10 protein-coding genes are annotated in these 13269 nt (G+C 60.3%); 4 read left to right on the forward strand and 6 right to left on the reverse strand.

Annotated elements, in window-relative coordinates; genetic code table 11:
* The first annotated feature begins 406 nt into the window (after positions 1-406).
* Positions 407-2092 (forward strand): cation:proton antiporter, encoded by a 1686-nt coding sequence (locus AC1RQ9_RS07535; RefSeq protein WP_485986250.1) that lies wholly within the window; start codon positions 407-409, stop codon positions 2090-2092.
* Between the two features lie 2 nt (positions 2093-2094).
* Here the strand turns inward: AC1RQ9_RS07535 and AC1RQ9_RS07540 are convergent, their stop codons facing one another.
* Positions 2095-2997, reverse strand: coding sequence for a LysR family transcriptional regulator (locus tag AC1RQ9_RS07540; protein WP_485986251.1), 903 nt, complete (start codon positions 2995-2997; stop codon positions 2095-2097).
* Between the two features lie 141 nt (positions 2998-3138).
* Here AC1RQ9_RS07540 and AC1RQ9_RS07545 point away from each other — a divergent pair, with 141 nt between their 5' ends.
* Entirely contained in the window at positions 3139-3912 is a 774-nt protein-coding gene (locus tag AC1RQ9_RS07545) for an SDR family oxidoreductase (protein WP_485986252.1), read from the forward strand.
* A gap of 253 nt (positions 3913-4165) precedes the next feature.
* On the opposite strand, the gene AC1RQ9_RS07550 is transcribed toward AC1RQ9_RS07545, so the two are convergent.
* Together AC1RQ9_RS07550 and trhO are read right to left on the reverse strand one after the other, a co-directional pair.
* Positions 4166-6052: an ABC transporter ATP-binding protein gene (locus AC1RQ9_RS07550; RefSeq protein WP_485986253.1), complete on the reverse strand. Its 1887-nt coding sequence runs from the start codon at positions 6050-6052 to the stop codon at positions 4166-4168.
* Between the two features lie 195 nt (positions 6053-6247).
* Entirely contained in the window at positions 6248-7279 is a 1032-nt protein-coding gene (trhO, locus tag AC1RQ9_RS07555) for an oxygen-dependent tRNA uridine(34) hydroxylase TrhO (protein WP_485986254.1), read from the reverse strand.
* 190 nt (positions 7280-7469) lie between these two features.
* Here trhO and arsC point away from each other — a divergent pair, with 190 nt between their 5' ends.
* Complete coding sequence (gene arsC, locus AC1RQ9_RS07560) at positions 7470-7835, forward strand: arsenate reductase (glutaredoxin) (protein ID WP_485986255.1); 366 nt, start codon at positions 7470-7472, stop codon at positions 7833-7835.
* A 31-nt stretch (positions 7836-7866) separates the two neighbouring features.
* Here arsC and AC1RQ9_RS07565 read toward each other — a convergent pair whose 3' ends face one another.
* The gene (locus AC1RQ9_RS07565; protein WP_485986257.1) at positions 7867-9255 is read right to left on the reverse strand and encodes an amino acid permease; all 1389 of its coding nucleotides are present in this window, start codon (positions 9253-9255) and stop codon (positions 7867-7869) included.
* Positions 9256-9721: 466 nt separating this feature from the next.
* Between AC1RQ9_RS07565 and AC1RQ9_RS07570 the strand changes: the two genes are divergently transcribed.
* Positions 9722-10612 carry a diacylglycerol/lipid kinase family protein gene (locus AC1RQ9_RS07570; protein WP_485986259.1) on the forward strand — a complete coding sequence of 297 codons (891 nt, stop codon included), beginning with the start codon at positions 9722-9724 and terminating at the stop codon, positions 10610-10612.
* A 99-nt stretch (positions 10613-10711) separates the two neighbouring features.
* Here AC1RQ9_RS07570 and AC1RQ9_RS07575 read toward each other — a convergent pair whose 3' ends face one another.
* Together AC1RQ9_RS07575 and AC1RQ9_RS07580 are read right to left on the reverse strand one after the other, a co-directional pair.
* Entirely contained in the window at positions 10712-11833 is a 1122-nt protein-coding gene (locus AC1RQ9_RS07575; protein WP_485986260.1) for a P1 family peptidase, read from the reverse strand.
* A gap of 56 nt (positions 11834-11889) precedes the next feature.
* Positions 11890-13263, reverse strand: a complete 1374-nt coding sequence (locus AC1RQ9_RS07580) for a sodium:solute symporter family protein (RefSeq protein ID WP_485986262.1) — start codon at positions 13261-13263, stop codon at positions 11890-11892.
* Between the last annotated feature and the right edge of the window lie 6 nt (positions 13264-13269).

Here is a 13269-nt window from a genome sequence, read left to right on the forward strand (position 1 = left end):
TTGGGATGCACCCATCCTCTGTCCTCCTCTGTGCGGGGAATACGGGGGTGGTGTTGGGTCATGTCAGCTTGCACGGGCATGGCGGCAACCGTATGGACCGGATTGCCGACAGCCTGTCATGAACGTGCCTGCAGGGCCTGCGTTGCATCCATATTCCACGTCTTTTATTGTATTTTTAAAATATTAATCCTGATTTCATAATGAAAAGTCTGGAAAGTATTGGAACATCCCGGGAACTGTTTTGGGCAATACTGTATACGGGAAAATCGGCCGGGCCGTTTAAGGTACGCGTCCGGGCGCGGATGTGTCTCATACGGCAGTCTTGCGGGTGGGACGCACGACCGCCCGTGTCGCGGCATACCGGACGCGGGGCGCGTGCAGGTCATATTTTATTACAGCATACGGTATGCCAGCGGCATCAGCGCAGGGCACCGACCCCATCGTGGCGCGTTATGGACAGGGGCCACGGCAAACGCCCGGCAACCTGACAGGTATGGCGCGCATGTCCAATGTAGGGCGATTTGAATTCATCCTGCTGCTGATCGTCCTGATCGTGGGGCTGGAACTGGTGGCGCGCAAGCTGCGCCTGCCGCCAGCGGCGGCGCTGGTGCTGGGGGGCATCGCCATTGCGCTGGTGCCCGGCGTGCCGGTGATCGGGATCGACCCCGATCTGGTGCTGATCGTATTCCTGCCACCGCTTCTGCTGGCGGGGGCGTATTTTTCCGTCTGGCATGCATTCCGCACGCATCTTCTGGGCATACTGCAACTGGCGGTGGGCGGGGTTGCGTTCACCACACTGGCCGTGGCTGTGGCGACGCGCTGGCTGATTCCGTTCATGCCATGGGCTGCCTGCGTTGCCCTTGGCGCGATCGTGGCCCCACCCGATGCGGTAGCGGCGAAGGCGGTGCTCAAGCACGTGCCCCTGCCTGAACGGATGACCACGCTGCTGGAAGGTGAAAGCCTGCTGGATGACGCGGCCAGCCTGGTGATCTACCGTTTCGCCACGGTTGCGGTCATGACCGGCAGTTTCGGGGCGGTGCATGCCACGGTCACGTTTTTCTTCCTGGCGCTGGGGGGGCTGGTGCTGGGCTGCGCGCTGGCATGGATCTGGATCAGGCTGCTGGCGCGGGTGCGTGACCGTATCCTCAGCATCACCATGACATTGCTGCTGCCATGGGTGGCCTATATCGGGGGGGAGCAGATGGGCGCTTCAGGGGTCATCACCACCGTCGTGGCCGGACTGGTTCTGGGCTGGCGGCAGCATGACGTGTTCAGTGCCGATGAACGCCTGCGCTGGGCGGCGGTATGGGAAGTGCTGGTGTTCGTGCTGGAATCCCTCGTGTTCGTACTGATCGGCATTTCGCTGCATGCCATCGTGCTGCGTCATATGGGCACGCCATGGGTGGCGCAGGACGTGTTCCGCCCGGTGGCGGGCATCGTGGCGGTGGTGCTGGTGTCACGGTTTGTCTGGATGCTGGTGACGGAGGGCATACGCGTCACGTTCCTGCCGCGCGGCAGGCGACCGGGATGGCGGCCATATTTCAGCTTCGTCGCCATCATGGGATGGTGCGGCATGCGTGGCGTGGTCAGTCTGGCCATCGTGCTGGCGCTGCCTGCCGAAATGCCAAACCGCGACATCATGCAGATCGCGACCTTCGTGGTCATTCTGGTGACCGTTCTGGGGCAGGGGACAACCATTGGCTGGGTCATCCGCATGACGGGGGGGGAACGGGGGACGTCACGCGGGCAGCGTCACCAGTTGTCTGTGTCGCAGGCGCGCGCGCTGATTGCGCGGTCACAGGAACATGCCATGCGGCAGCTGGCCTTTGCGCCCGATGGGCAGATCGTCCATTCCCGCCTGCTGGAACAGTACGCCTACCGTGCGGAACTGGCTGAACGCTTCAGTCATGAACAGCAGGCGCTGCAAGGACGCAAGGATGCGCATTACAGGGCGCTTCTGGCGACGATCGACGCCGGTCGGGTCGAACTGCTGCGCCTGCACCGCAGCGGGGAAATCCATGATGCCGTCCTGCATCAGCTGGAACATGAACTGGACCTGCAGCAGATGACGGCGGAAGGCGGCCTGATCTGACCCTATCCGATCGCCTGCGTCATCACCCCTGCCAGCCAGTCGGCAAAGACCTGCAACCGGTGCGACAGGTGCTTGCGGTGGGGATAGAGCAGCGCCATGGGCATGGGTTCAGCCCGGTAGCGGGGCATGACCTCCACCAGTTCGCCCGCCTTGATGTGATGGCGCACGTCATAGGCCGGAACCTGTATCAGCCCAAGGCCCGCAAGGCAGCAGGCCACAAGGGCTTCGGCACTGTTGACGCTGACCCGGCCGGGCAGGGCCATGGTCCGTATCCTGTCACCTTCCATCCATTCCCATTCCTCTACCCGCCCGTTGGAAGGCGAGGCATAGCGCACCGCCTCATGACCCGGCAGGTCGGCAGGGCTGTGGGGTACGCCATTGCGGGCAAGATAGGCGGGACTGGCCACGTTGATGAAGGCCAGTTCCCCCATCCGGCGCGCGATCAGCCCGGAATCGGACAGGGGACCGACACGCAGCACGCAGTCGATCCCGTCTTCGATCAGGTTGATGGCGCGGTCGGTGACACCCAGTTCGATCTCGATTTCAGGGTAGCGGTCCAGAAATGCAGGCAGCGCCGGGGCAACCAGCAGGCGGCCGATCCGTCCGGGCATGTCCACGCGCAGCAGGCCGCGCGGGTTGCCGCGATCATGACGGAACAGGGCCTCGGCTTCCTCCACATCCGCCACCAGTCGTACGCAGTGGTCATAAAACGCCATTCCGTCCGGCGTGGGGGCAACGGAGCGCGTGGTGCGGGCCAGAAGCCGTGCGCCCAGCCGGGATTCAAGTTCCTGTATGGCAGTGGAAACCGTGGAACGGGGCATCTTGAGCGTATCCGCGGCCCGGGTGAAGCTGGCAGTTTCCACCACGCGGGCAAAAATGCGGAAAAGGTCGATACGGTCCACCATTGTCACCATCAGGCTGCGAGTTTGTTCGTGTTTTCTGACATGTGTTGTCAGGAAAGGGAACTTTATATCCCGATTTCAACTGATAACTTATGGATATGAACAGTGCGGCATATGTCCGCGCAGCATGAATGGAGGCTGGATATGGCTGATCATAGCATCAAGGGTAAAACGGTCCTGATCGCGGGTGGGGCAAAGAACCTTGGCGGCCTGATCGCGCGTGACCTTGCGGCACATGGCGCGAAGGCCATTGCCATCCATTACAACAGCGAGGCGACACGGCCCGCGGCGGAAAAGACCCTTGCCGAGCTGAAGGCCGCAGGCGTCAACGCCGTTGCATTCCAGGCGGACCTGACGCGCGATGGCGCGGTGGCAAAGCTGTTTGCGGATACGGTCGGGGCGATCGGCCGGCCTGACATCGCGATCAACACGGTGGGCAAGGTGCTGAAAAAGCCGATTGCCAACACCAGTGAGGCCGAATTCGATTCCATGTTCGCAATCAATACGCGCGTTGCGTATTTCTTCATCAAGGAAGCGGGCATTCACCTTAATGACCATGGCAAGCTGCTGACCATCGTCACCTCGCTGCTTGGGGCCTATACGCCGTTTTATTCCACCTATGCCGGGTCCAAGGCGGCGGTGGAACATTTTACCCGCGCTGCGTCCAAGGAATATGGCGCGCGTGGCATATCGGTGAACGCCATCGGGCCGGGGCCGATGGATACGCCTTTTTTCTACGGGCAGGAAGCGCCAGAAGCCGTGGCCTACCACAAATCGGCCGCCGCCCTGTCACCGTTCAGCAAAACCGGCCTGACCGAAATCGAGGACATCGCCCCCCACGTCCGCTTTCTTGTATCCGACGGGTGGTGGATGACCGGACAGACCACCCTGATCAATGGTGGCTATACAACGAAGTAATCATACCGGTTTCATCAGGTGCCCCTGCCGTTAACCCACGCGTGCCGTCCCCAACCGATCCCGCCCGCCGTCAGGGCGACAGGCAGGGAACGGGTCCACACGCGTGGGTTGCGGGCAATGGCAGTATCTTTGCGGGGTAAAGCCTGCGTGCAATCATAGGAAAGTTTTTGGTGAGGCTTTTTTCAAAAAGCTTCGGAAGAAGCTGCCTTTCTGGAGAAGGGCGACACCCAGAAACTTTTATTTTTTAGATAATTTATTGGTATCCGGCGGCCTGCAATTCAAACAGTTCCGCATACCGGCCGCCCTGAGCCAGCAGTTGTTCATGTGTACCGGCCTGCAGGACGTGGCCATGTTCCAGCACGACAATCCGGTCCGCCGTGCGCACAGTGGAAAAGCGGTGGGAAATCACCAGTGCTGCCTTGCCATGCCGGAGCGCGCGCAGGCGTTCGAACACATCCGTTTCCGCCCGCGCATCCAGCGCGGCGGTCGGTTCATCCAGTATCAGCAGATCCGCATCGCGCATATAGGCGCGGGATATGGCGATTTTCTGCCATTCGCCACCGGACAGTTCCCGCCCTTTCGCAACACGCTTGCCCAATGGCTGGTCATACCCCATGGGCAGTCTGGCCACGACATCGTCGGCCAAGCCTTCATGCGCCGCAGATGCGATGCGCTGCGTGTCTGCAAGGGCCGTAATCCGGCCCACGGCTATGTTTTCCGACGCGGTCAGGCTGTAGCGGACAAAATCCTGGAATATGACGCCGATATGCGCGCGCAGGTCGGTCAGCTCCATGTCGCGCAGCGGCACGCCATCTACCGTGATCCGCCCTTCGTCAGGGTCATACAGCCGCGTCAGCAGCTTGACGATGGTGGTCTTGCCCGCCCCGTTTTCCCCCACCAGCGCCACGGTTTCCCCGGCAGCAATGGTCAGGTCCAGATGCCGGATGGCCCAGCGGTCCGTGCCGGGATAGCGGAAGCCCACGTTTTCAAACCGGATGCCCTGTCTTATCGGTGACGGGAAAGGCCGGGCCGTCGCAGGCGATATGATGGCTGGCCGGAGATCAAGGAAAGCGAAGAAATCATTAAGGTACTGCGCCTGGCTGGCGGTCTGTGTAATACCCAGCAACAGGCTGGACAGCATCGAATGCAGCCGCAGGAACGATCCCGACAGGAATGTCAGGTCGCCCACCGTAAATCGCCCGCGCACCGTATCCCACACAATGACCAGGTAGACGCCGTAATAGGCGACCGACCCGATGGCTGCGAAAAAGCCGCTCCAGACAAAACGGCGCAGGGCCAGCCTGCGGTTCTGTTCCAGCACGGTTGCAGCGGCGGCGCGAAAGCGGCCAACCAGGAAATCCCCCAACCCGAACAGCTTGAGTTCCTTGGCATGTTCGGCGCTGGCGCCAACATGGCGCAGATATTCCATTTCACGCCGTTCGGCCGTCTTGGCGCGGATCAGGCGGTAGCCTTCGGCATTGAAATGCGCCTCTCCCGCCGCCGAGGGCAGGAGGGCGACCAGCAGCACCAGCACCATCCACGGCGCGAACGCTACGACACCAATCGCCAGTGTCAGCGCGGTCACGGCGGTCTGGGCAATGTTGAACAGTTGCACCAGCAGGTTGTTGCGGCCCGATGCCTGGCGGCGCGCGCGTTCCAGCAGGTCCTGCAGGGCGCTGGATTCAAACTGCTGCAGGTCCAGTGTCGCGGAATGACCCATCAGGGCAAGACTGACGGAATTGATATAGCGTTCATTCAGCAGCCCATCGACCAGCACGATCGCGCGCGATGTCAGGTCCGACAGGATGATCAGGGCGAATTCCAGCGCAATCCAGCCTTCCAGCCGGGTGGCAGGCCCATGCAGCAGCCAGTCCGGCAGGGAACCTGACGGGGGGGCGTGGGTGCTGGTGCGGATGACCTCATCGACGATCAGTTTGCCAACATACAGCGCCAGTGGCGGCTGGATCGCCTGTACCAGTCGCAGCGCGATACTGGCCAGTGTCAGGGCCGGGCTGCATTTCCATATCTGGCGGAACATGCGCGGCACATGGCCGTAAACCCCGAAGCGCGCAGCTAGTCGCGCACGCCACGATGGGGCGGGCGGGTTATGGTGATCCGGGCTGTCAGGTTCTGCGCTCAATCAGGAATGGCTCCAGCAGGGATGGGGAAGGTGGCAGACGGACACGCTATCCATGCCATATCACGGGCTGGCCCGGCATTGCTGCCGTAGTGCGCGGGTGATGTGGGAACCTTTCGCCACCGCGCAGCCATATCTGTGGTGGATGGCCGGTCCTGAGCGCGCATCATGTCCTGTCGGGCAGGCTGGCCGGGGCGGTCACGCGTCGTCGGGGTCGTTACCGGTTGCGGTGCCGCGTTGCGTGCATGGCGTGGGCAGGCCCAGATGGTGCGTGCCCTTCTGTGTTGCAAGCTGCATCTGGCGTTCCCGTTCCGCGTAACGCCTGCGCTGGGTTTCGGTGCGCTGGTCGGCGCAGTGGGGGCAGCTTACACCTTCCACATAGTCCGGGCTGGCGCGGTCCGTTTCACTCAGGGGGCTGCGGCAGGCGTGGCAGACGTCAAATGTGCCGGGTTTCAGCCCGTGGCCCACGCTGACGCGCTGGTCAAACACGAAACATTCGCCATCCCACAGGCTTTCATCCTGCGGCACGGTTTCCAGGTATTTCAGGATACCGCCCTGCAGGTGGAACACGTCTTCCACCCCTTCGGCGCGGACGAAGGCGGTTGCCTTTTCACACCGTATGCCGCCGGTGCAGAACATGGCGATCTTTGGCGTGCGCCCCTGTTCCAGCAGTTCATGCCGCCGGTCGCGGAACCATTGCGGGAATTCCCGGAACGTGCGTGTGCCGGGATCAATGGCGCCGCGGAAGGTGCCGATTGCGACCTCATAATCATTGCGTGTGTCGATCACAATGGTGTCCGGATCGGAAATCAGGGCATTCCATTCATCGGGCGCGACGTAGTGGCCGACATCACGGCGTGGGTCCAGTCCTTCGACCCCCATGGTCACGATTTCACGCTTGATGCGCACCTTCATGCGGTGGAAGGGCAGGGCAGGCGCACGGGAAAACTTGACTTCCAGATCAGCACAGCCCGGCAGGGCGCGGATGATGCCCAGAATACGCTCAATCGCGTCATCCGTCCCGGCAATGGTGCCGTTTATGCCTTCATGCGCCACCAGCAGGATGCCCCGTATGCCCAGTTCATGGCAGGCGTCGAGCAGTTGGGTACGCACGGCGGCACAATCCGCGAATGGTGTGAAGTGATAGAGTGCCGCCACACGGATTGGCAGCGTGGCCGCTGTCGCGGTGCGGGCGGTGGAAGGGGAAGAATCTGTCACAATGGCAACCATGCGCTTTAAAAGGGATCGCTGACGAAAGCCCGTAAGTCAAACAGGACATGCCCGGGGATCCGGACACGCAACCAGCGCAGTCATAGCTGAAATTCCATGTGAATGCACGATGTCAGGCAACGGGCTGCCAACGGGGCCGGGACGTGTTTATTATGTGCGCATATCGCCTGACCATATGGGAAAACCATGGATGACCGTTACCCTGTACCATAACCCCGCCTGCGGCACGTCGCGCAACGTGCTGGCCATGATCCGCGCGGCCGGGATCGAGCCGGTCGTGGTGGAATACCTGAAAACCCCACCGACCCGCGCCGATCTGGATGTACTGGCCAGCCGCCTGGTGGTGCCGGTGCGCGACCTGCTGCGCCAGCGTGGCACGCCCTATGTAGAACTGGGGCTGGATGATCCGACGCTTACGGATGGGGACATACTGGATGCCCTTGCTGCCCATCCGGTGCTGCTCAATCGTCCCGTGGTCATGACTGATCAGGCGGCGCGTCCCTGTCGGCCCAAGGAAATCCTGTTTAAAATCCTGCCACAGGCCCGTGTGGGCTGACAACATGATGGATCTGAAGAACCGTTTCAGATCATGAAGAAGTTTTTGGTGAAGCTTTTTTATGCATTCTGCCGCGCACGGCATGGATCACGATAAAGAACAGGGTCGTGCCAAGGCTGGCCACGGCGGTCATGCGTTGCGTATCATTGATCAGCATGGCCACGAAAATGATGATGACACCGCCCAGCGTCGCCATATTGACCGTCGGGAAACAGGGCAGCCGGAAAAATGACTGCCGCACCGCCGCTGCCGCCCGTCGGCGCAGCACCATGTAGGACGTGACAATCAGCGAATAGACCAGCAGGATCACGCCACCGCTGCAACTGAGCAGGAAGGCGAACACTGTGCCCGGCGCAAGAATGGATGAAAACGCCACCACGCCCCCGGCCAGCGAATTGGCCATGATGGCGTTGACCGGCGTATGCTGCCGTCCATAACGTTGCAGCAGGGCAGGCGCATCACCATGGCGGGCCAGTTCAGCCAAGATACGTGACGTGATGTACAGGCTGGAATTCATGCATGACAGCACCGCCGTCAGCACCACAACCTGCATGCATGTGGCTGCACCCGGGATACCCATGGCCTGCATTGCGGCGACAAAGGGTGAATGACCGGGCACGATATCCGTCCACGGCACGATCGTCAGGATCAAGGCGATGGACAGGCTGTAGAACAACGTGATGCGCGTGCCCAGGCTACGGGTGACATGGGCTACATTCCGCGCAGGCTCGGCTGACTCGCCTGCCGCAACCGTCGCGATTTCAGATCCGATCATGGTGAACAGGACGGTGGGAATGATGGAAATCATCGCCGTCATACCATGTGGGAACATGCCACCATGGCCCAGCACGTTCCGGGTAACCGGAACACCGGGGCCGAATACATGGGCGACATACAGGCCGCCCGCCCCGATGAACAGCACGATGCTGACCACCTTGATCAGCGAAAGCCAGAATTCGCATTCCCCGAATATATGGACCGCCGCAAGGTTGATCAGGTTCAGCGCCACGATCAGCGCCGTTGCCAGCAGCCAGACCGGCAGGTTGATCCAGTCATGAAGCAGGATGGCCCCGGCTATGGCCTCGCTGCCCAGGGCCACAAGCCAGAAAAACCAGTATAGCCATCCCGTCGTGAACGCCGCCCCGTTACCATGGGCCATGCGGATATATTCCACGAACGACCCCTTGCCGGGGCTGGCGGTCACCATTTCGCCCAGCATGCGCATGACCAGCATGACCAGCAGGCCCACCGCAACGAATGCCAGCAGTGCTGCCGGTCCCGCCGCGGCAATGGCGGCACTGCTGCCCACGAACAGGCCAGCCCCGATTGCGCCGCCCAGCGCAATCATGATGATGTGGCGTTGCTTTAGGGTGGAAACAGGCCGGGAAGGTGGCTGGTGTGTGCCAGTCGTGTCAGACATGCCGTGTGTTATTTCCTGAATGGCGAGGGGAAGTGATGTAAAGTATATCGTCTGCTGCCGTGGCTGCGGGTGGGCATGGCCATATGGTCCGGCCCCGGTCAGCCGGAACGGACAGCCCCTGACCCAGGTATCCTGACACCACGGGACATTCATCATGCCTGCCGGGCAGGAAGGCAGGCAGTATGCTGATATCGTTTCAGTTTCATCCCTAACATAGGACAGGAACGCGCAGGTTATGTAAAGGGGTACTCTGTCAGCGCAGGAGATGACGGGTCATTTGTTTTGAAGAATAGAGGAAAGTTATTTTCTATTAACATAGAATAATATTTCAATTTATATAAATAAAATTACAAAAATTTATTCTGTAAATCACATCTGCTATGGCAACTGTCTGGAATGGATTGTAAACACCCGGATCATATTATTGTCTTTTGACGGATTTCAGGATTTTCCAGAAGATATGCCCATGCCCGACCGAAATGTAAAAGCGATCATTATCATGAACCCAACCGCCGGGCGCCGCCGTATGGGACGTGTGGCGCGTTTTGTCGGGCTGTTGCAGCAGGCGGGCTTGCAGGTACGGATCGTGCCAACCCGTTACCGGGGGCATGCCACAATCCTTGCGCGCATGGCGGTGCAGGAACGGGCCTGTACCCATATCGTTGCCGCAGGGGGGGACGGTACTGTGGCCGAAGTGGCCGAAGGCATGGCGGGATCTGATATCATACTGGGTATTCTGCCTGTCGGCACGGCAAACGTGCTGGCCCGGGAACTGTGCGTGCCGTTTGATGATGCCAGTAATGCCCGCAATATCTCAGGCGGTGCGTATACCATTATCTGGCCCGGACGCCTGCACTCCAGCGAAGGGGAGTGCCTGTTCGTTCAGATGGTCGGCGTTGGCTTTGACGCGCATGTGGTGCATGTCGTATCAATCCGCCTGAAAAAGGCGATTGGCCGTGCGGCCTATGTGCTGGCGACATTGGGTTCGCTATGGAAATATACCTTTCTGGCCATGACCGTGTCTGTTGATGGCGTTTCCCACACAGCGGCATCGGTCATTGTATCAAAAGGCGCGTTATATGCCGGGAAATACGTTCTGACGCCCCGGTCCATGCAGGAAAGCAGGCAGTTTTCGGTTGTCCTGTTCGGCGCGGCAGGCATTGGCAGCAGTCTCCGCTACGCCATCGCGCTGTTGCGTGGGAACCTGTCATGTCAGAAGGATGTCACGATCCTGACGGCGCAGACGGTTGAAATCAGCACCCCATGCAACATGCCCGTGCAAAGCGACGGGGATGCGCGCGGCCTGACACCCATACGGATTGATATACCCGGTCGTGCCCTGCGTATTGCGGTGTAGCAGGGACGATCGGTTTCCTGGGCTTGGCCCCGAAAAAGTAGCAAAAGTGTTTTCGGGGCCGCCTTTCATGATTTGAAGGCTGTTTCGTTCATGACCGTCTCAGGCGGGCAGGTCACGCCATGTCCTGCCTGTCTGGTGATGGGGAAGGGTCGCGGCATACACGCCACGTGCGACCGCGCGCGCAAGGGTATCGGCCGCGACGGACCCCAACCGGGCAATAACCAGTTCACGGTTCTGTCCGGGTATTTCCTTCTGCGCGGTTGAAAGGGCAAAGACAACATCGCCGTCAAACGGTGAATGGATGGGACGGATTGCGCGTGCAAGCCCGTCTTGCGCCATCATTGCAACGCGCTTGAGTTCATCCGCATCCAGCCGAACATCCACGGCAATGCAGGCAATGGTGGTGTTGGCACGTGCGCCGGGATTCAGCTTGGCTTCGCCCCAGTCCTCACCGTAGACCGACCGGGATGACGCGCCCAGACCACCGAATTCATTGTCGATTTCCAGTGCTCCCGCCCAGAAATTGCGCATGCCCGGCACAACGACCGATCCCAGGCTGTTGACACAGACCAGCGCGCCAACGGTCATGCCATCACCAGTCCGGAACGAAGCTGAACCCAGCCCTCCCTTCAGGCTGCCCGCGCCCGCGCCATATCCGCCACCTGTCGTGCCCAGTGCAAACGGCCCGGCCTTGGCGTGGCTGACCGCCTGTTCCCCCAGCCGGCGATAAGGGGGATTGGTACCCCATTGCTTGTTCCCGCCATTGGCAAGGTCATACAGCACGGCCGTGGGCACGATGGGGGAAGGGGGCACGCCTTTTTTAGGGATGAGCGAGAAGCCACGTCCGCGGGCGCCCAGCCAGCTTGCCACGCCATCCGCTGTCGCCAGACCATAAACCGAACCACCGGACAGGACGATCGCGTCAACGCTGCGGACCAGGTTGCCCGCACTCAGCGCATCCGTTTCACGCGTGCCGGGGCCACCACCACGGACATCCACCGCACAGGCCGCACGCTGGTCCGGCAGGATGACCGTAACGCCCGTATAGGCACCCGGATCATTGGCCAGCCCGATTTTCAGGCCCGCAACATCCGTTATCAGGTTCAGTTGTCCCGGCGCGCCGATGCGTACGGGGCTGGCTGCTGAAACGGCACGGGGCACGACCGCCATGCCGCCGGTGGCCAGCATGGCCTTGATCAGTTGGCGTCTATGCACTTGCATTACCTTTCAATAATAAGATTCTGTTCTTGCCTGTCATGATAAAGGATGTGTCCGTTTTACGCGGTCCGCGGGGTACGCGATATGCCAGCCCATACAACCAGTGCATTGATGATCAGCCCGATCATGCCAGGGTTCAGCCCGGCTGGCATGATATGAAGGAAAAACAGGCCCATCCCGACCAAATCGCCACATAACAGCCCGGCAATAATCGGAACGGCCGGCACCTTGCGGTCAAGCAGGGCAACAATAATGCCCGGCGCCAGCTGGGTAACACCGATATAATACAGGTTGTTCAGTATGACCATCAGCCCCGACAGGGACGCCCCCCCCAGCACCGAGACCACAAGATAGATGGCGATGGTGACCTGTGCCCCGATTTTCTGCGCACGGTCCGAATGGCCGGGCATGAGGTTGCGTGAAACCAGTGGCCCCAGCGCCAGACAGACGCCCGCCAGGATCACCAGCGCCGACAACGCACATCCCCCCGCCACCAGTCCTCGCGCCCAGTCGGGTAGGGTGGCGCAGACCGCGACCATGAAGACGTCATTGGGTGATGCAGGCGTCGCGCCCGATGTCCGGACATAAAGCGCCATCATGAAAAGGAACGGGAACATGAGCATGTAAAGCGGCATGAAAATCTGGTTTTTCTGCAATGTCCGGGGGGATTTTGCAGTAAACAGGAAGGCAACTGTCTGTGGTGCGATACACAGCCCGATCGACTGCAGGATGATTGTTGATACGATAAAGGCATTTCCCCCCGGCAGGCCATGCCCGCCATTATCGGGACTGGAGAATTCCGGCATGCCGACAGGCCAGTGCATGGCATGCATGGCTGCGTACCCACCCAGCAGGATGGCAGCCACCATCAGCACGTCCTTGAGTATGGAAACATAGGCCGGTGCCCGTATGCCCGACAGTAATATCCATGCCAGGGTCAGTAATGCGGACAGGCCCGTCATCATCATTCCCGGAATATGCCAGCCCAGGTTACGCACCACGACCATAAGGCCCGCAAACTGCATTTCACCAAACGGAAGCAGGAATAATGCCGTGTTTAGAACAACAAGTATTTCCAGCGCCCGGCTGGCGTAATGATTGCGGAAAATATCGGCAACGGTAATACATGAATACCGCTGTCCCAGTGTCCATATACGTGGGTTCAGGAAATAACCCACCGGATAGGACAGCAGGATATAACCCAGGAACCACATCCCAAAGCCGCTGCCCTGGGTGTATATTCCCGCGGGAAAACCCAGAACGCTGCCAATACTGTATGTTTCGCCAATGGTCAGGAAGAAAATGAGGACCGCCCCGAACTGACCTGACGCCACAAAGAAATCGCGCGCGTTCCGGGCAGCGTGGCGATAGCGTGAATAAACGGCGATCAGCACCGAAGCCGTAATGACAGCCAGGAATATGGAAACTTCCATGCCTTA

It is taken from the genome of Komagataeibacter ossonobensis (genome assembly GCF_057359305.1).

What these genes read in the sequence shown, in the direction of transcription:
- AC1RQ9_RS07540 (WP_485986251.1), bottom strand. Translation starts at nt 2,997, where the DNA reads ATGGTGGACCGTATCGACCTTTTCCGCATTTTTGCCCGCGTGGTGGAA.
- AC1RQ9_RS07545 (WP_485986252.1), top strand. Translation starts at nt 3,139, where the DNA reads ATGGCTGATCATAGCATCAAGGGTAAAACGGTCCTGATCGCGGGTGGG.
- AC1RQ9_RS07570 (WP_485986259.1), top strand. Translation starts at nt 9,722, where the DNA reads ATGCCCGACCGAAATGTAAAAGCGATCATTATCATGAACCCAACCGCC.
- AC1RQ9_RS07575 (WP_485986260.1), bottom strand. Translation starts at nt 11,833, where the DNA reads ATGCAAGTGCATAGACGCCAACTGATCAAGGCCATGCTGGCCACCGGC.
- trhO (WP_485986254.1), bottom strand. Translation starts at nt 7,279, where the DNA reads ATGGTTGCCATTGTGACAGATTCTTCCCCTTCCACCGCCCGCACCGCG.
- AC1RQ9_RS07565 (WP_485986257.1), bottom strand. Translation starts at nt 9,255, where the DNA reads ATGTCTGACACGACTGGCACACACCAGCCACCTTCCCGGCCTGTTTCC.
- AC1RQ9_RS07580 (WP_485986262.1), bottom strand. Translation starts at nt 13,263, where the DNA reads ATGGAAGTTTCCATATTCCTGGCTGTCATTACGGCTTCGGTGCTGATC.
- AC1RQ9_RS07535 (WP_485986250.1), top strand. Translation starts at nt 407, where the DNA reads ATGCCAGCGGCATCAGCGCAGGGCACCGACCCCATCGTGGCGCGTTAT.
- arsC (WP_485986255.1), top strand. Translation starts at nt 7,470, where the DNA reads ATGACCGTTACCCTGTACCATAACCCCGCCTGCGGCACGTCGCGCAAC.